Raw genomic sequence first — 16,451 nt, 5'->3', positions numbered from 1 at the left:
TTATCCTGTGGCTTCGTCGCGGCGGGTGTTGTGTTCAGCCTGCCGCTCGAGCGCGATCTTGAGCATGACCACCAGCGGATCGGCGAGCGCTAGGCCGAGGATGCCGAACAGCACACCGAAGATCAGCTGCGCGCCGAGCACGAGCGCGGGGGCAAGGTCTGCCGTGCGCTTGGCTACCATGGGCACGATGACGTTGCCGTCCACCGTCTGCACCACGACATAGACGATGATGCAGTAGATCCCCATCGCGGTCCCGCCCGAAAAGCCGACAAGGATCATCAGGATGCCCGAAATCGGCGCGCCGATATTGGGCAGGAACACGAGGAGCCCGGTGAGCAGGCCGAGCAGCGCCGCCATCGGCACCCCGTAGACCGCGAGCGCGATCCACGTGCACACGCCTTCGATCACCATGCCGAGCATGCGCCCCGCCAGCAGCATGCGCAAAGTGCGGCCCATGCGGTGGGTGGTGCCGTGGAAATACTCGCGGCTTTCGGCGGGCAGCATCCACGCAAGGCCGCGCTGGTACATGTCGGGTTCGAGCACGAAGTAGATGCCGAGGATCACGATGATCAGCAGCGTGGTAACCCCGCCGAACAGTCCGCCGAGCGCCTGCGTGACCTGACTGACGCTGCCGAGCAGCTCCTTCACGAGTCCGCTGACGTCGGCGCGGCCCATGGTGAGGCCGTGCGCGCTCGCCCAATCGAGCGCGCGCTGCGCCTGTGCCGTCACCAGCGGCGGCATTTCTGCGGCCTGCGTCATGATCTGGCTGCCGGCGAATTCCACCACCCAGACAAGAAATGCCACGGTGGCGAGCAGGACGACCGCGATCCGCCACGTCCGCCGGATGGGCAGCACGCGGCCGAGCAGGCGCTGGCCGCCGTCGATCAGCATGGCGAACACGAAGCCGCCGAAAATCACCAGCAGCGGATGCGCGAGATAGACGGCCAGCGCGGCAAGGCCGGCCATGCCGATCCACACGGCGGCGCGCTTGATTTCCTGCCGGACGAGATCGTCGCGGATATCGGTGGGGCCGGCGCTGTGCTTCGGGGCGGAATTCGGCTCGTCGCTCATGGTCTTGCGGCGGTTCCCTTCAGGATCATCGGCCGCAGTCTGAGCGAAGCGCGGTTTCCTCGCAAGGCGCCATACCACGTCAGCGGGTTCCACGTTTCGGTGCCGTTGAGCGAGTAGGTGATGAACTCCGCACGCCCGCCGATATCCGCGAGCGGCACCGGCCCGCCAAGGCCCTTTTCGATGATCGGCGCGCGGCTGTCGGCAGAGTGGTCGCGGTTGTCGCCCATCAGGAACGCGTAGCCCTGCGGCACCTTCGTCTCGGGATAGTTGTCGAGCGGCTGCTGCTTGTGGTCGATGATCCGGTAGGTCGCGCCGTTGGGCAGGGTCTCGCGGAAGATCGGCAGCTCGCAGACCTGCTTGCCGTCTGCCGTGCGATATCGGAGGCCCGGAAAGTCATCGGGATCGCAGGGCTGGTTCGGATCGACCGGCAGTTCCAGCGGCGCTTCGGCGACTTGCGGCACGGGCTTGCCATTGAGGATGATCTGGCCGTTGACCACCGCGATGCGGTCACCCGGCAGCGCGACGACGCGCTTGATATAGTCCTCGTCGCGGTCCGGCGGCACGACGATCACGATATCGCCATAGGCCGGAGTCGCGGGCAGGATGCGCGTCTTCGAACGCGGCAGGAAATGCATCGAGGCCGAGACCCATGACCAGCCGTAGGGGTACTTCGAAACCACCAGCTGATCGCCCACCAGCAGGTTGGGCATCATCGAGATCGACGGGATGTAGAAAGGCTTGGCCACGAAGCTGTGAAACCCGATCACCGCGAGCAGCATCAAGAGCAGCCCGCGCATCTCGGCGAGCCAGTTGGTGCCTTCGTGTTCGCTGGCTTCGCTTTCGGGAGTCTGGGGTTCGGCCGTCGGGATATCCGGTGTGGATGCGGTCTCGGGAACGTCGGTCAAGCAGCACCTGCAGATAGGGGGCGCGCCTCGATCACGACGAAGGCCTGCGCCCATGGGTGGTCGTCGGTGAGCGTCAGGTGAACCACGGCCTCGTGCCCCGCCGGGGTGATTGCGGCCAGACGCGCAGCAGCGCCGCCGGTCAGTGCAAGCGTCGGCGCACCGGACGGCGCGTTGACCACGCCGATGTCCTTCATGAATACGCCCGCCTTGAAGCCCGTCCCGACGGCCTTGGAAAAGGCTTCCTTGGCGGCAAAGCGCTTCGCCAGTGTGCCCGCCTTGGTATAGGGCCGCCGCGCGGCTTTGGCCTGTTCGATGGGCGTGAAAACCCGCTGCACAAAGCGCTCGCCAAAGCGGTCGAGCGAGGCCTGGATGCGCTCGATATTGCAGAGATCGGAGCCCATGCCGATGATCATGGTCTGTCCTTGTGGGGCTTGCGTGGTGTGAGCACGCGGTAGCCGACCCAGCAGCCGATCTGGGCAAATGCTGTGCTACAAATAGCTATGAGTAAGACAGCCGGGATGCCTGCCTTCCGGCCTGCGGCGAGATCGAGGCCCAGCATTGCCAGGGCAACCACCACCAGCCCGAGCAGCAGGAGCTTAAGCGCGAAGGCAATAAAGCCCAGCCTCTCAGCTGGTGTTCCGCGAGTCTGGTTCACGTTCACCGCGCCGCATCCATCAGTTCGCGCATCTTCAGAACCGCCGGGGCAAGGCCGGTAAAGATCGCCTCACCGATCAGGTAGTGCCCGATGTTGAGCTCGGCCAGCTGCGGGATCGCGGCAATGGCGGTCACGTTCTCATAGGTCAGTCCGTGCCCTGCATGCGGCTCGATCCCGTTTTTCGCGGCGAGCGCGGCCATGTCGGCGATTCGCTTCAGTTCCACCGCGCGCGCCTCGCCTTGCGCATGGGCATATTCGCCGGTGTGAAGCTCCACCACTGGTGCGCCGAGCTTCATCGCGGCTTCGATCTGGCGCGGTTCCGGCGCGATGAACAGGCTGACGCGGATGCCTGCATCAGCAAGACGGCTGACGATGGGGGCGAGGCGGTTGTGCTGGCCTGCCGCATCGAGCCCGCCCTCGGTCGTGCGCTCCTCGCGCCGTTCGGGCACGATGCAGGCGGCATGCGGCTTATGGCGCAGCGCGATCGCCAGCATTTCCTCGGTCGCCGCCATCTCGAGATTGAGCGGCAGGTTCGTCGCGGCCTGAATGCGTGCAAGGTCCTCGTCGCGGATGTGGCGGCGATCCTCGCGCAAGTGCGCGGTGATGCCGTCGCCGCCGACTTCAGCCACGATCTGAGCCGCGCGCACCGGATCGGGGTGATCGCCCCCGCGCGCGTTGCGGATCGTCGCGACGTGATCGATGTTGACGCCGAGACGCAGGCGCTGGACCGAGTGAAGACTCATCAGGCCGCGCGGCTCCCGGGCTTGATCGCCGGAGTCGCGGCGAGTTCGGGCGGCAGCTCGTCTGGCGCGTAGGTCGGGAAGTTGAGGCTGACCAGCGGGTAGAACGGCACGCCGAGGTCGACCGTACCGGCCGAGCGGTCGACCAGCGCGGCGCCGGCCACCACGACTCCGCCCGCCGCCTCGATCGCGGCAATGGCCTCGCGGCTGGACAGGCCGGTGGTCACGACGTCCTCGACCATCAACACCTTTTCGCCCGCCTTGAGCGAAAAGCCCCGGCGCAGCTCGAACGTCCCGGTCGGGCGCTCGACGAACATCGCCTCCACACCCAGCGCGCGGCCCATTTCGTGCCCGATGATCACCCCGCCCATCGCAGGGGAGATCACCTTGCCAATCTGCTGGCGAAGATCGCGCGGCAGAGTCGCGGCAAGGGCCGAAGCCAGCCGCGAGGCGCGCATCGGATCCATCAGTACGCGCGCGCACTGCAGGTAATGTGCGCTGTGGCGGCCGGAGGAGAGCAGGAAATGGCCTTCGAGCAAGGCTTCGCTGGCGCGGAATTCGGAAAGGATCTCGTCTTCGAGCATGTTTGTTCCATGATGGGCGGGTCGCGATGTCCCGCAGCCGGTGTATCAGGGCAGGGTCCATAGCGAAGCCGGGAGCGCCGCGCTATGTCGGACTGCAGGCAGACTCGCCTGATTCCCCTTATTCGCATTGCGCCTTAGAGCTTTAGGGCAAGCGCTATTGCCCCAAAAATATACGCCTGGGCGCTTGAGGCTTGCGGCGAGCGCGCGTATAGGCCCCCTTGAATTTAGGGAATTGGGGTGTGGAGTGTCGGGGCAAATGCCCGGCACAGAAGCAAAAAATCGAGAGCGGTTGATCATGAGTCTTACCCATGTTGCCCGCGCCGTGACGGGCGCGTTTCGGACACTGAGCCTTGCGGCCGCGCTTGCATTTGCGCCTCAGGCCATGGCGGCGGCTGCCGCTCCGGCTCCTGCAGCACCTGCTGCTGCCGCACCGGCACCTGAAGCACCGGTCGCCGCTGCGCCGGCTCCGGCCGCGAGCGCCGCTGCTGCGGACGCGGCTGCTCCTGCCGCCGCTGCCCCGGTCGACAAGGGTTCCTACACCCCGATGAAGCCGACCGAAGGCAAGGGCCAGCCGGTCGCCAAGGGCTGGACCTTCCAGGATCAGTATTCGCCGATCGGTGATGAGGCCCTGCGCATGCACGATTACCTGCTGATGCCGGTGATCACCGTGATCACGCTGTTCGTGCTTCTGCTGCTTCTGCTCGTGATGGTGCGCTTCAACCGCCGCGCCAACCCGGTCGCTTCCAAGACCAGCCACAACACCACGATCGAGATCATCTGGACGGTTGTCCCGGTGCTCATCCTTGTTGTGGTCGCGGTCCCCTCGATCCGCCTCCTCGCGCACCAGTATGCCCCGGCGCCGAAGGGTGCGCTGACGGTCAAGGCGACCGGCTACCAGTGGTACTGGGGCTATACCTATCCGGACAACGGCGGCTTCGAAGTGATTTCGAACATCCTGCCGGACGCCGAAGCCATCAAGCGCGGCGAGCAGCCGCAGCTGGCCGCTGACAACCGCATGGTCGTCCCCGCCGGTGAGCCGATCCGCCTGCAGACCACCGGTTCAGATGTGATCCACGCCTTTGCCGTGCCCTCGCTGTGGTTCAAGCTCGATGCCGTCCCCGGCAAGATCAACGAGAAGGTGCTCTTCATCAAGGAGCCGGGCGTTTACTACGGCCAGTGCTCCGAGCTGTGCGGCGCCCGCCACGGCTACATGCCGATCGTGGTCGAGGCTCTGCCCCGCGCCAAGTTCGAAGAGTGGGTGAAAACGCAGGGCGGCACCGTTGGTGCGCCGGCTGCGGCAACGGCTGCGGCCGCCCCCGCCAAGCCGACCCCGGCAGCGTAAAAGATTTCGAAGGACAAGGTTAGAACCATGGCCAGCATTCCAGCCCACGAAGGCTTCGACGCCCACCACGAGGCGCACGACCACGACCACAAGCCCGCGTTTTTCCAGCGCTGGTTCATGTCGACCAACCACAAGGACATCGGCACGCTTTACCTGATCTTCGCGATCATCGCGGGCATCATCGGTGGCGGCGTCTCGGGCATCATGCGCGCCGAACTCGCGCACCCGGGCATCCAGTATCTCGGCTGGTGGACGCATTTCCTGGGCGGCAACGACCAGGATTTCAACGCCACGCTCCACATGTGGAACGTGCTGATCACGGCCCACGGCCTGATCATGGTGTTCTTCATGGTCATGCCCGCCCTGATCGGCGGTTTCGGCAACTGGTTCGTGCCGCTGATGATCGGCGCGCCGGACATGGCCTTCCCGCGCATGAACAACATCTCGTTCTGGTTGACCGTCTCGGGCTTCTGCTCGCTGATGATCTCGGCCTTCATGCCCGGTGGCACCGGCATGGGCGCAGGCACCGGCTGGACGGTCTACGCGCCGCTCTCGACCTCCGGGTCGGTCGGCCCTGCGGTCGACTTCGCGATCTTCTCGCTGCACCTTGCGGGCGCGGGTTCGATCCTCGGTGCGATCAACTTCATCACCACCATCTTCAACATGCGCGCGCCGGGCATGACCCTGCACAAGATGCCGCTGTTCGTGTGGTCGATGCTCGTCACCGCGTTCCTGCTGCTGCTCTCGCTGCCGGTTCTCGCCGCCGCGATCACCATGCTGCTGACCGACCGCAACTTCGGCACGACGTTCTTCAACCCGGCCGGCGGTGGTGATCCGGTGCTCTACCAGCACCTGTTCTGGTTCTTCGGCCACCCCGAAGTCTACATCATGATCCTGCCGGGCTTCGGCATCATCAGCCAGATCATCTCGACCTTCTCGAAGAAGCCGGTGTTCGGCTACCTCGGCATGGCCTACGCGATGGTCGCGATCGGCGCGGTCGGCTTCATCGTGTGGGCGCACCACATGTACACCACCGGTCTCGACGTGAACACGAAGATGTACTTCACCGCCGCCACGATGGTTATCGCGGTGCCCACCGGCATCAAGATCTTCTCGTGGATCGCGACGATGTGGGGCGGCAGCCTTGAATTCAAGTCGCCGCTCGTCTGGGCCATCGGCTTTATCTTCCTCTTCACCGTCGGCGGCGTGACCGGCGTCGTGCTTGCCAACGGCGGCATCGACGACAACCTCCAGGACACCTACTACGTCGTGGCGCACTTCCACTACGTGCTGTCGCTGGGCGCGGTCACCTCGCTCTTCGCCGGGTTCTACTACTGGTTCCCGAAGATGAGCGGCCGCATGCACAGCGAGTTCCTCAGCCACCTGCATTTCTGGGTCTTCTTCGTCGGCGTGAACCTGATCTTCTTCCCGATGCACTTCCTCGGGGTCCAGGGTATGCCGCGCCGTTACCCGGACTATGCCCCGGCGTTCGAGTACTGGAACACGATCGCCAGCTACGGCTACACCGTGATGGCAGCGTCGATGGTGATCTTCTTCGTGAACATCATCTACTCGCTGGCTGCCGGCAAGAAGGCGGAAGGCAACTACTGGGGCGAAGGCGCGACCACGCTCGAATGGACGCTGTCGAGCCCGCCGCCGTTCCACCAGTTCGAGACGCTCCCCGTGATCGAGGAAGCGCACGCGCACTGATCGGACTGCCGTGCGACCAAGCAGAGGGGCTCCGGAGCGATCCGGGGCCCTTTTGTTTGGGCAGCCCAAAGCGCAACGCTCCACCGCATAGCCCCAAAGCCCGGCACCCTTTCGCTTTCCCTTCGCGTCAACCGCGCCTATAGGCCGCGCATCATGTCCACCGCGAACCCCACGGCCCTGATCATGCCCGCCGACTGGCGCGATTTCTTCGCGCTGACCAAGCCGGGCGTCATGCGGCTCGTCATCTTCACCGCCGTCTGCGGCATGCTGGCAGCGCCCGGCTCCATCCATCCCGTGCTCGCGTTCACCGCGATCCTGTGTATCGCGGTCGGCGCGGGCGGCGCTGCGGCGCTCAACCAGTGGTGGGAAGCCGATATCGACGCGGTGATGAAGCGCACCGCGCAGCGCCCGATCCCCGGCGGCCGGATGGACCGCACCTCGGCGCGCGACTTCGGGTTCGCGCTGTCGGGCATTTCGGTGATGACGATGGGCCTCGCGATCAGCTGGCTCGCGGCAGGCATCCTCGCCTTCTCGATCTTCTACTACGCCTATCTCTACACCGTGTGGCTCAAGCCGCGCACGCCGCAGAACATCGTGATCGGCGGCGGGGCGGGGGCCTTTCCGCCGCTGATCGGGTGGATCGCGGTGACCGGCCACATCACCCTGATGCCGGTCCTCCTCTTTCTCATCATCTTCATGTGGACCCCGCCGCACTTCTGGGCACTCGCCCTGTTCGTGCAGATCGACTACTCCAAGGCGGGCATTCCGATGATGCCGGTCGTGGCGGGCGAACGCTCGACCCGGCGGCAAATTCTGGCTTACGCGCTCGTGCTTCTGCCGCTCTCGATGACGCCCTGGTTCATCGGCGGTACCGGTCTGGTGTACGGCGCTTCCGCGTTCCTGCTCAGCGGAATGTTCCTGTGGCTGTCGATCAAGGTGGGTCTGCGGACGGCCGAACCCGGCGACGGCATGAAGCCGGAGAAGCGCCTGTTCGCCTATTCGATCTTCTATCTGTTCATCCTGTTCGCGATGCTGGTCGCCGACCGCTTCGCGACCATCTATGGCCTGCAAGCATGACCCAGCCCTTCGACAACCGCCCGCTCACCGCCGCCGAGACGGACGCACTGCGCGCCCGCCAGCGTGAGCGCAACAAGGTGATGGGACTGATCCTCGGCTTCCTCGTGATCCTGTTCTTCGCGATCTCGATCGTGAAGATCACCGCCAAGCCCGAACACGCTCCGGCCGAAGGCGCCGAGCAGATGGAGCACTCCTGATGGCCATGGCGCTCGAAGGTGCTACGCGGCGCAACCGCAAGGTTGCCGCTATTGCGGCCAGCGGCGCGCTCGCCATGCTCGGCCTCGGCTATGCCTCGGTGCCGCTCTACCGCATGTTCTGCCAGGCCACCGGCTTCAACGGCACGACCCAGCGCGCGACGGCGGCGCAGGCCGCCGGCGTGAAGGTCACCGCGCGCCCGATCACGATCCGCTTCGATGGCAACGTCACCAAGGGCATGCCGTGGGAGTTCAGGCCCGAGCAGGTGACGCAGGACGGGCATATCGGCGAGCGCAAGATGGCATTCTTCATCGCGAAGAACACGTCGGGTCGCCCCATCGTCGGACGCGCGATCTACAACGTGACGCCCGAGCAGACCGGGGCCTACTTCCACAAGATCCAGTGCTTCTGCTTCAACGAGCAGCGGCTCGAGCCGGGCGAGCAGGTGCGCATGCCGGTCATCTACTACGTCGATCCCGATATGCTGACCGATCCCAACGCCAAGGACGTGGGCGAGATCACGCTGTCCTACACCTTCACGGAAGCCGCCGACAGCACCGCTCCAGTGCCTCCCAAAAACAAGTAGGAAAGCCTCTGGACCGCGCCGCGCGGCCTCGATAAAGGCGTTTGCAAACAAGCTGAATCGTGCCTGCGCGGTGCGTTTCGCCAAGTCCCAAGCTGATGGGGGTTAGAAGAAGAACATGGCCGGCACCAAGAACCACGATTACCACATCCTGCCGCCTGATATCTGGCCGATCGTCGGCGCCTTCTCGGCGCTCACGATGACGAGCGGCGGGGTGTTTGCCATGCACGGCATGGCCGGCGGCAAGATCGCGCTGTGGCTCGGCGTCTTCGGCGTCGCGCTCACCATGTTCTCGTGGTGGGGCAACGTGATCAAGGAAGCGCATGCGGGCGATCACACGCCGGTCGTGCAGCTTCACCAGCGCTATGGCATGATCCTGTTCATCGCTTCGGAAGTGATGTTCTTCGTCGGCTGGTTCTGGGCCTTCTTCGATTTCTCGCTGTTCCCCAACGAGCTGGCTGAAGTGGTCGGCGGCAAGTGGCCGCCCAAGGGCATCGAAGCGGTGATGAACCCGTTCGACCTGCCGCTGCTCAACACGCTGATCCTGCTCTGCTCGGGCACCACCCTCACCTGGGCGCACCACGCGCTGATCCACGGCAACCGCGAAGGCCTCAAGACCGGCCTCTGGGCTACCATCGCGCTTGGCCTGCTGTTCAGTTCGATCCAGGCCTACGAATACATGCACGCGCCGTTCCCCTTCGGCGAGAACACCTACGGCTCGGCATTCTACATGGCGACCGGCTTCCACGGCTTCCACGTCATCGTCGGCACGATCTTCCTGATCGTCTGCCAGTGGCGCGCCTATGCCGGCCACTTTACCCCGCGCCAGCACTTCGGTTTCGAAGCGGCCGCGTGGTACTGGCACTTCGTCGACGTCGTGTGGCTGTTCCTCTTCGTCGCCATCTACGTCTGGGGCGGCTGGGGCGCGCCGATCGAGTGATCGGTCCCCGGTGACAGACAGCACCGACCAGAACACGAAAGGGCAGGGCGGTCTTACCCGCGCTGCCCTTTTCGGTTTGTGCCCTCGCTGCGGCGCGCGCACGCTGTGGGATGCGCCAGCGGGCTTTGCCCCGGCATGTCGAGGCTGTGGGTTGCCGTTTGCCGAATATGAACCGCGCGGGCGGGGTCTCTATTTCGTGCTGCTACCACTGATAGCTCTCATGATCGCAGCGGCTCTGAGGCTCGATGATCTGCTGCATCCGCCTTTGTGGCTTATCCTGGGTCTGATCGTTGCGGTCGTACCTGCGGTGATCATCGGCGCGATCCGGTTGATGAAGGCAGTGTTCTTGTTGGCACGCCTGCGCGCGGCGGGAGTTGTGGCGTGAAGCGTATTCCGATCGTGTCGACGCTGATTGTGCTGATCGCGGTCGGGGTGATGCTCCGGCTCGGCTTCTGGCAGCTTGAGCGGCTGGGCGAGAAGGAAGCGATGCTGGCGCGCTATGAGGCGGCACAGGCAACGGGTGGCGAAGTGCGCTGGCCTGAAGCGCCTTCCACCATGCAGCGCGCGCTCTATCATCGCAGCCGTCTCGATTGTCGCGCCGCCGACACGCCGACGACGCTTTCGGGCCGCTCTGCCAAGGGCGAGGCCGGGCTTGCCCATGTGGTGACCTGCATTGATGCAGAAGGGGCGAGGCGGCAGGTCGTGCTCGGCTGGTCGCGCGATCCTGCCGCGCCTGCGTGGAGCGGCGGCGTTGTCACCGGCTGGATCGCGCCGGGGCCGCGCCTCGTGGCTGATCCGCCTCAGGCGGGGCTCGATGCCAACGCGCGACCCGATCCCAAGGACATCCCCAACAACCACCTCGCCTATGCCGTGCAGTGGTTCTTCTTCGCGGGGGTGGCGCTGGTGATCTATGCGCTGGCGCTGCGCAAGCGGCTGCACGAGCGGACACCTCGGCAGGATGGTCTTCAATGAAACTGTCTTCGGCCCGGACTTGATCCGGGCCTTGGCTTTCTTCCGTTGAGCGCCGCGCCGGAGGAACAGCCCAGCCCCGTGTCAAGCACGGGGCGACGATGGTTGGGCGAGGGGCGCATCGAGGTTGGAATGCGGACCTCTGCGCAATGCCAAATCCGCATCCGCCTCCCCCGCATTCCCCAAATCCTTGCGCCCCGCGCCCCCTGCGGCTAACCGGCAGCGCCATGAAGTACGTCAGCACCCGGGGCAGCGCGCCCTCGCTCGATTTCGAGGGCGTGACCCTCGCCGGCCTCGCATCGGACGGCGGGCTCTATGTGCCCGAGCGCTGGCCGACCTTTACGCAAGCCGAAATCGCCGCGATGGCGGGTCTGCCCTACGCCGAGCTTGCGGCGAAGGTCATGCAGCCCTTCGTGGGCGACTGCATCACGCCCGAGCGCCTTCTGGAGTTGACGCGCGAAGCCTATGGCCGCTTCTCCCATGCCGCTGTCACGCCGCTGGTGCAGCTCGATGAGCGGCAGTGGCTGCTCGAGCTGTTCCACGGCCCCACGCTGGCGTTCAAGGACGTGGCGCTCCAGCTGCTCGGCCTGCTGTTCGAGGAATTCCTCGGCCGCCGCGACGATCACTTGACGATCTTCGGCGCAACCTCCGGCGATACCGGCTCGGCGGCGATCGATGCCGTGGCGGGCCGCGCCAAGGTCGATATCTTCATGCTCCACCCGCATGGCCGCGTGTCCGATGTGCAGCGCCGCCAGATGACCACGGTGCTCGCGCCCAACGTCCACAACATTGCCATCGACGGCAGCTTCGACGATGCGCAGGCGATGGTGAAGCGCATGTTCAACGACCATGCGATGACCAGCCGCTTCGGCATCGCTGCGGTCAATTCGATCAACTGGGCACGGCTCATGGCGCAGGTGGTCTACTACTTCGCCGCCGCGCTGCAGCTCGGCGCGCCCGAGCGCCGCGTGGCCTTCAGCGTGCCGACCGGCAACTTCGGCGATGTCTTCGCGGGCTACGTCGCCGCGCAGATGGGCCTTCCCATCGAGCGCCTGATCGTTGCGACGAACATCAACGACATCCTCCACCGCGCGCTCTCCACCGGCGACTACTCGGCGGGCACGGTGACGCCGACTGCCGCGCCTTCGATGGACATCCAGGTCTCCTCCAACTTCGAGCGGCTGCTCTACGATGCAGGCGGGCGCGATGGCGCAGCGATGGCAGCGCAAATGCGCGAGTTCGAAGCGACCCGGGCGATGCAGCTCACCAATGCGCAGCGCGAGAATACGGCGAAGCTGTTCACCAGCACCCGCGCCGATGCCGCACAAATGGCGCAGGCCATGCGCTGGGCCTACGAGGCCTGCGGCGAAGTGCTCGATCCGCATACCGCGATCGGCCTCCATGCGGCGCGCGTGGCCGAGGGGCTGGGCCCCGATGTGCTGGTGGTGACGCTCGCCACGGCGCACCCTGCCAAGTTCAGCGATGCAGTCGAACGCGCGACCGGCGTGCGCCCCGGCCTGCCCGCACGCGTCGGCGATCTCTTCGTGCGCGAGGAAGCCTATACGCGCCTGCCCGGCGACTACGACACCGTCGCAGCGTGGATCGCCGAGCGCGCGACACCTCGGGCGGGATAAGTGGCCGCGCTCGATCTTCAGGCGAAGCTGATGGTCGGGCCGGGCTGGGACCAGTTCGGCCTCATCGACAGCGGCGACGGGCGCAAACTCGAGCGCTACGGCCCCTACCGCTTCATCCGCCCCGAACCGCAGGCGATGTGGGCGCCCCGGCAGGCCGTTTGGGATGCCCACGGCGAATTCGTCCCCGGCTCCGACGAGGACGGCGGCGGGCGCTGGACTTATGTGAGGCCCGTCCCGCGCGAAGGCTGGCCGCTGGCATGGCGCGGGATCGGCTTTACCGCGCAGTGCACGCCCTTTCGCCACCTCGGCTTCTTCCCTGACATGGCGCCGGTGTGGGACTGGATGGGGGAACGGCTGGAAGGAAAAGCGGACGCGAGCACGCTCAATATGTTCGGCTATACCGGCGTCGGCACGATGGCGCTCTCGCGCTTCGGCCCGGTGACGCATGTCGATGCCTCGAAGAAGGCCGTCGCCCAGGCGCGCGCCAATGCGGCCGTTGCGGGCCTCGAGGATCGTCCGGTGCGCTGGATCGTCGACGATGCCGCCAAGTTCGCCGCGCGCGAGGTGCGACGCGGGCGGCGCTATGACGGGATCATCCTCGATCCGCCGAAGTTCGGGCGCGGGCCGGAAGGCGAGGTCTGGCGGCTGGAGGAAAACCTCCCCGCCCTCATCGCCGATTGCGCGCGGCTGCTCGATGCGGACAGCCGCTTCCTCTTCCTCACCGTCTACGCCGTGCGCATGTCTTCGCTCGCAATCGGCGGGCTGCTGGCAGAGGCGCTGGCGGGGCTGCCGGGCACGGTCGAACATGGCGATCTTGCCATCAGGGAAGACGGCGAGAATGGACGCATCTTGCCCACCGCGATCTTCGCGCGCTGGTCCAACCGTGAAACATAAGCAAAACTGAAGCCCCGCCGCACTGGACACGGGCGCTGCGGGGTGTCAGAGGCGCGCCCCGTGAACGATAGCCTCATCCTCGAAGTCGCCAATATCGAAACCGATGTCCTCACCGGGATCTATTCGGAGGAGACCGGGCGTCCGCAGCCGCTGCGCATCTCGATCTCGGCGGCGCTTGCCCCGCAGGACCACTACACCCCCGATTGTCCGCTCACCGCGAGCAAGAACTATATGGACCTCAAGCACGCGGCGACCGAAGGCCTGCCCAAGGGTGTCCATTTCCAGCTGATCGAATCGGTGGCAGATCACATCTGCGAAACGCTCTTCCTGCAGGACAAGCGTGTGCAGCGCGTCACGGTGAAGATCGTCAAGCTGGCGATCAGCGAGCGGGGTGAGGAAATCGGCATGACGCTTACCCGGCACCGGCGCGATTGATGACGGAAACTGCGGCACGCCCGCTTGCCCTTGTCACCGGCGGCTGGCGGCGGATCGGCGCAGCCATCGCAAGCGCGCTGGCCCATGCGGGCTATGATCTCGCGCTCCATGCGCATAGCTTCGCAACGCACGATGCAGCCTTCACAGCCGAATTGACGGATCTCGGCGCTGCGGTCTTCCCTCTGGCGGCGGATCTTTCAGACGCCGAGGCGGCTAGCCGACTGCCGGGCGAGGCGAAGGTGCTGGCCGGGCGCGCGCCGACACTGCTGGTAAACTGCGCAGCCCTGTTCCGCGAGGATTCCGCGGCGACCGTGACGGCTGCAATGCTCGACGAACACCTTGCAGTGAACCTGACCGCGCCGGTGCTCCTCACCCGCGCGCTCGCCGAAATCGCCGGCGACGACGCTGCGGTCGTCCACATCCTCGACCAGCGCGTGATCAATCCGGTGCCGGATCAGCTGAGCTACACGCTCTCCAAGCAGGCGCTCCATGCCGCCGTGCGCACCCTCGCGCGCAGCCTTGCACCACGCATGCGGGTCAACGCCGTCGCGCCGGGGCTCACCCTGCCGACGCCGGACTATACCGAAGAGCAGTGGCTCCGCCTCACCGCGCTGATGCCGCTGGAGCGACTGGCCAGCCCCGATGACATCGCCGATGCCGTGGTGTTTCTAGCACATGCCCGCACCGTAACGGGCCAGACTATTTTTGTTGATGGTGGCGCGCACCTTGAATCTTTCGCGCGAGACTTCGTATACCTCGAGGCATGAGTTGCACGCCGTCGCCCCTGATTGATCGCTTCGCGCGCCGCATCACCTATCTGCGGCTCTCGCTCACCGACCGGTGCGATCTGCGCTGCGCCTATTGCATGCCCGAGCGCATGACCTTCCTTCCTCGCGCCGAAGTGCTCACGCTGGAAGAGCTGCACGAAGTCGCGCTCGCCTTCATCGCGCGCGGCGTGCGCAAGATCCGGCTGACCGGCGGAGAGCCCCTGGTGCGCCGCGACATGATGCAGCTGGTCCGCGCACTGGGCCGCAAGCTGGATGATGGCAGCCTCGACGAACTGACCCTCACCACCAACGGCACGCGCCTTGCTGAATTTGCCGACGATCTCGCGGCGGCGGGCGTCAAGCGCATCAACGTCTCGCTCGATACGATGGACCGCGCCAAGTTTGCCGAGCTCACCCGGCGCGACAGTCTGCCGCAGGTGCTCGAAGGCATCGCCGCGGCCAAGGCGGCGGGGATCAGGATCAAGCTCAATGCGGTGGCGCTCAAGGGCATCAACGAGCATGAGCTGCCCGACCTGATCGCCTGGGCGCACGGCGAGGGCCATTCGGTTACGCTGATCGAAGTCATGCCATTGGGCGAAGTCGAGGGCGACCGCTTCGATCACTATCTGCCGCTCGATGCCGTGCGCCGCGATCTGGAAGCGCGCTGGACGCTGACCGCCAGTGAAGCCCGCACCGGCGGTCCCGCGCGCTATGTCGATGTGGCCGAGACCGGCGGGCGGCTCGGCTTCATCACCCCGCTGACGGGCAACTTCTGCGAGGGCTGCAACCGCGTGCGCGTCACTGCCACCGGCCAGCTCTTCATGTGCCTCGGCGGCGAGGGCAAGGTCGATCTGCGCGCCGCGCTGCGGTCCGAAAATCCCGAAGCGGCCATGGCCGATGCCTTCGCCCGCGCGATGGGCGAGAAGCCCGAACGCCACGCCTTCGTGATTGACAAGCCCGGCGCCGCCCCCGCGCTCGCGCGCCACATGTCGATGACGGGCGGCTGAGATGCCCGCGAAACTGGTGTTCCTCGGCCGGCTGGAAGACATCGCCGGCATGGGCGAACTTGCGGTGACGCCCGGACCGCTGGAGCAAGTGCTCACCACGCTCGATCCGGCGCTGGCCGTCGAACTCCTCGGCGAACGCGTGCGCATGGCGCTCAACGGCGCACTGCTGGGCGATAGCGACGCGGTCGTGCTGGCGGAGGGGGACGAACTCGCCTTCCTCCCGCCCGTCAGCGGGGGCTGAACAATATGCTTCGCACTCCTCCCCCGTTCGTGTCGAGCGAAGTCGAGACACCAGACGCCGCATTTGGTGTCTCGACTTCGGGTCTTCGACCCGAAGTTTATCCCGAGCGTGTCGAGGGGCTCGACACGAACGGACGTTGGGTGAGCCGGAGCGAACACGGCGCATGGCATGTCTGACGTCCGCCTGCTCGACGAAGCCTTCTCCCCGCCCGAGGAAATGGCCGCCTTCACTTCCGCGCATCCGCAAGCCGGCGGCCTCGTCAGCTTCCTCGGCCAAGTGCGCGCCGAACCCGGGCCCCATGCGGTCGAGGCGCTGGAACTCAAGCACTACGCCGCGATGACGCTGCCCGGCATGGAAGCGCTCGCCGCCGCGACCCGCGCCCGCTGGGCGCTCGATGGCCTGCTGATCATCCACCGCTACGGCGTGATGCATCCCGGCGACCCCATCGTCCTCGTCGCCGCCGCCGCGCGCCACCGCCGCGATGCCTTTGCCGCGGCGGACTTCGCGATGGACCACCTGAAAAGCCAGAGCTGGTTCTGGAAGCGCGAGAAAACCGCCGCCGGCTGGCGCTGGATCGAGCCCCGGCCCGACGACCACCGCGACCTCGCGCGCTGGTAGGTGCCTAGAGCACTTTCCGACCAATCTTGCTCACCGTGACGGAGCCGATTTTGGCCCAGCGCGAGGCGCGAGGAGGGAGCTATG

21 protein-coding genes are annotated in these 16,451 nt (G+C 65.9%); 15 read left to right on the top strand and 6 right to left on the bottom strand.

Annotation, left to right across the window (positions count from 1 at the left end):
• The 6 genes from IP83_RS00675 to pyrE are packed head-to-tail and all read right to left on the bottom strand — an operon-like array spanning nucleotide 1 to nucleotide 3,955.
• Entirely contained in the window at nucleotides 1–1,071 is a 1,071-nt protein-coding gene (locus IP83_RS00675) for an AI-2E family transporter (protein ID WP_054120281.1), read from the bottom strand.
• A complete protein-coding gene (gene lepB / locus IP83_RS00670) occupies nucleotides 1,068–1,976 on the bottom strand; it encodes a signal peptidase I (RefSeq protein WP_054120280.1) in 909 nt (302 codons plus the stop codon). The genes IP83_RS00675 and lepB overlap by 4 nt, the downstream gene beginning before the upstream one ends.
• Nucleotides 1,973–2,389, bottom strand: a complete 417-nt coding sequence (gene acpS / locus IP83_RS00665) for a holo-ACP synthase (protein ID WP_054120279.1) — start codon at nucleotides 2,387–2,389, stop codon at nucleotides 1,973–1,975. Before acpS ends, lepB begins: the two co-directional genes overlap by 4 nt.
• On the bottom strand, nucleotides 2,386–2,637 hold the full coding sequence (locus IP83_RS00660; RefSeq protein WP_156309517.1) for a hypothetical protein: 252 nt from the start codon (nucleotides 2,635–2,637) through the stop codon (nucleotides 2,386–2,388). The genes acpS and IP83_RS00660 overlap by 4 nt, the downstream gene beginning before the upstream one ends.
• Nucleotides 2,634–3,374: a pyridoxine 5'-phosphate synthase gene (locus IP83_RS00655; protein WP_054120277.1), complete on the bottom strand. Its 741-nt coding sequence runs from the start codon at nucleotides 3,372–3,374 to the stop codon at nucleotides 2,634–2,636. Before IP83_RS00655 ends, IP83_RS00660 begins: the two co-directional genes overlap by 4 nt.
• On the bottom strand, nucleotides 3,374–3,955 hold the full coding sequence (gene pyrE, locus IP83_RS00650; protein WP_054120276.1) for an orotate phosphoribosyltransferase: 582 nt from the start codon (nucleotides 3,953–3,955) through the stop codon (nucleotides 3,374–3,376). Before pyrE ends, IP83_RS00655 begins: the two co-directional genes overlap by 1 nt.
• 295 nt (nucleotides 3,956–4,250) lie before the next feature.
• Between pyrE and coxB the strand changes: the two genes are divergently transcribed.
• The 15 genes from coxB to IP83_RS00575 all read left to right on the top strand — a co-directional run bounded on the left by coxB (nucleotide 4,251) and on the right by IP83_RS00575 (nucleotide 16,367).
• Nucleotides 4,251–5,297, top strand: a complete 1,047-nt coding sequence (gene coxB, locus IP83_RS00645; RefSeq protein WP_054120275.1) for a cytochrome c oxidase subunit II — start codon at nucleotides 4,251–4,253, stop codon at nucleotides 5,295–5,297.
• Nucleotides 5,298–5,324: 27 nt separating this feature from the next.
• Nucleotides 5,325–7,007, top strand: a complete 1,683-nt coding sequence (gene ctaD / locus IP83_RS00640) for a cytochrome c oxidase subunit I (RefSeq protein ID WP_054120274.1) — start codon at nucleotides 5,325–5,327, stop codon at nucleotides 7,005–7,007.
• A 153-nt stretch (nucleotides 7,008–7,160) separates the two neighbouring features.
• Entirely contained in the window at nucleotides 7,161–8,084 is a 924-nt protein-coding gene (locus tag IP83_RS00635) for a heme o synthase (protein ID WP_054120273.1), read from the top strand.
• Nucleotides 8,081–8,281 (top strand): hypothetical protein, encoded by a 201-nt coding sequence (locus IP83_RS00630; protein ID WP_054120272.1) that lies wholly within the window; start codon nucleotides 8,081–8,083, stop codon nucleotides 8,279–8,281. Before IP83_RS00635 ends, IP83_RS00630 begins: the two co-directional genes overlap by 4 nt.
• Nucleotides 8,281–8,865 (top strand): cytochrome c oxidase assembly protein, encoded by a 585-nt coding sequence (locus tag IP83_RS00625; protein ID WP_054120271.1) that lies wholly within the window; start codon nucleotides 8,281–8,283, stop codon nucleotides 8,863–8,865. The genes IP83_RS00630 and IP83_RS00625 overlap by 1 nt, the downstream gene beginning before the upstream one ends.
• A 115-nt stretch (nucleotides 8,866–8,980) precedes the next feature.
• Complete coding sequence (locus tag IP83_RS00620) at nucleotides 8,981–9,802, top strand: cytochrome c oxidase subunit 3 (RefSeq protein WP_054120270.1); 822 nt, start codon at nucleotides 8,981–8,983, stop codon at nucleotides 9,800–9,802.
• A gap of 10 nt (nucleotides 9,803–9,812) precedes the next feature.
• On the top strand, nucleotides 9,813–10,187 hold the full coding sequence (locus IP83_RS00615) for a DUF983 domain-containing protein (RefSeq protein ID WP_054120269.1): 375 nt from the start codon (nucleotides 9,813–9,815) through the stop codon (nucleotides 10,185–10,187).
• Complete coding sequence (locus IP83_RS00610) at nucleotides 10,184–10,774, top strand: SURF1 family protein (protein ID WP_054120268.1); 591 nt, start codon at nucleotides 10,184–10,186, stop codon at nucleotides 10,772–10,774. The genes IP83_RS00615 and IP83_RS00610 overlap by 4 nt, the downstream gene beginning before the upstream one ends.
• A gap of 224 nt (nucleotides 10,775–10,998) precedes the next feature.
• Entirely contained in the window at nucleotides 10,999–12,405 is a 1,407-nt protein-coding gene (gene thrC / locus IP83_RS00605; protein WP_054120267.1) for a threonine synthase, read from the top strand.
• 30 nt (nucleotides 12,406–12,435) lie between these two features.
• A complete protein-coding gene (locus IP83_RS00600) occupies nucleotides 12,436–13,299 on the top strand; it encodes a class I SAM-dependent methyltransferase (protein WP_156309522.1) in 864 nt (287 codons plus the stop codon).
• Between the two features lie 60 nt (nucleotides 13,300–13,359).
• On the top strand, nucleotides 13,360–13,734 hold the full coding sequence (locus IP83_RS00595; RefSeq protein WP_054120392.1) for a dihydroneopterin aldolase: 375 nt from the start codon (nucleotides 13,360–13,362) through the stop codon (nucleotides 13,732–13,734).
• Nucleotides 13,734–14,501, top strand: a complete 768-nt coding sequence (locus IP83_RS00590; protein WP_054120265.1) for an SDR family oxidoreductase — start codon at nucleotides 13,734–13,736, stop codon at nucleotides 14,499–14,501. The genes IP83_RS00595 and IP83_RS00590 overlap by 1 nt, the downstream gene beginning before the upstream one ends.
• Entirely contained in the window at nucleotides 14,498–15,508 is a 1,011-nt protein-coding gene (moaA, locus tag IP83_RS00585; RefSeq protein ID WP_054120264.1) for a GTP 3',8-cyclase MoaA, read from the top strand. The genes IP83_RS00590 and moaA overlap by 4 nt, the downstream gene beginning before the upstream one ends.
• Nucleotide 15,509: 1 nt before the next feature.
• Entirely contained in the window at nucleotides 15,510–15,749 is a 240-nt protein-coding gene (locus IP83_RS00580; protein ID WP_054120263.1) for a MoaD/ThiS family protein, read from the top strand.
• 168 nt (nucleotides 15,750–15,917) lie between these two features.
• Nucleotides 15,918–16,367, top strand: a complete 450-nt coding sequence (locus IP83_RS00575) for a molybdenum cofactor biosynthesis protein MoaE (protein WP_054120262.1) — start codon at nucleotides 15,918–15,920, stop codon at nucleotides 16,365–16,367.
• The last annotated feature ends 84 nt before the right edge of the window (nucleotides 16,368–16,451 follow it).

This window comes from Novosphingobium sp. AAP93, assembly GCF_001296055.1.
Classification (GTDB): Bacteria; Pseudomonadota; Alphaproteobacteria; order Sphingomonadales; family Sphingomonadaceae; genus Novosphingobium.
The sequence above is the reverse complement of the archived record's forward strand: the minus strand, read 5'-3'. Positions and strand labels throughout refer to the sequence as shown.

Excerpts from the sequence above, each read along its gene's own strand:
- IP83_RS00675 (WP_054120281.1), bottom strand. The coding sequence starts at position 1,071 with ATGAGCGACGAGCCGAATTCCGCCCCGAAGCACAGCGCCGGCCCCACC.
- acpS (WP_054120279.1), bottom strand. The coding sequence starts at position 2,389 with ATGATCATCGGCATGGGCTCCGATCTCTGCAATATCGAGCGCATCCAG.
- IP83_RS00655 (WP_054120277.1), bottom strand. The coding sequence starts at position 3,374 with ATGAGTCTTCACTCGGTCCAGCGCCTGCGTCTCGGCGTCAACATCGAT.
- pyrE (WP_054120276.1), bottom strand. The coding sequence starts at position 3,955 with ATGCTCGAAGACGAGATCCTTTCCGAATTCCGCGCCAGCGAAGCCTTG.
- coxB (WP_054120275.1), top strand. The coding sequence starts at position 4,251 with ATGAGTCTTACCCATGTTGCCCGCGCCGTGACGGGCGCGTTTCGGACA.
- ctaD (WP_054120274.1), top strand. The coding sequence starts at position 5,325 with ATGGCCAGCATTCCAGCCCACGAAGGCTTCGACGCCCACCACGAGGCG.
- IP83_RS00635 (WP_054120273.1), top strand. The coding sequence starts at position 7,161 with ATGTCCACCGCGAACCCCACGGCCCTGATCATGCCCGCCGACTGGCGC.
- IP83_RS00630 (WP_054120272.1), top strand. The coding sequence starts at position 8,081 with ATGACCCAGCCCTTCGACAACCGCCCGCTCACCGCCGCCGAGACGGAC.
- IP83_RS00625 (WP_054120271.1), top strand. The coding sequence starts at position 8,281 with ATGGCCATGGCGCTCGAAGGTGCTACGCGGCGCAACCGCAAGGTTGCC.
- IP83_RS00620 (WP_054120270.1), top strand. The coding sequence starts at position 8,981 with ATGGCCGGCACCAAGAACCACGATTACCACATCCTGCCGCCTGATATC.
- thrC (WP_054120267.1), top strand. The coding sequence starts at position 10,999 with ATGAAGTACGTCAGCACCCGGGGCAGCGCGCCCTCGCTCGATTTCGAG.
- IP83_RS00600 (WP_156309522.1), top strand. The coding sequence starts at position 12,436 with ATGGTCGGGCCGGGCTGGGACCAGTTCGGCCTCATCGACAGCGGCGAC.
- IP83_RS00590 (WP_054120265.1), top strand. The coding sequence starts at position 13,734 with ATGACGGAAACTGCGGCACGCCCGCTTGCCCTTGTCACCGGCGGCTGG.
- moaA (WP_054120264.1), top strand. The coding sequence starts at position 14,498 with ATGAGTTGCACGCCGTCGCCCCTGATTGATCGCTTCGCGCGCCGCATC.
- IP83_RS00580 (WP_054120263.1), top strand. The coding sequence starts at position 15,510 with ATGCCCGCGAAACTGGTGTTCCTCGGCCGGCTGGAAGACATCGCCGGC.
- IP83_RS00575 (WP_054120262.1), top strand. The coding sequence starts at position 15,918 with ATGTCTGACGTCCGCCTGCTCGACGAAGCCTTCTCCCCGCCCGAGGAA.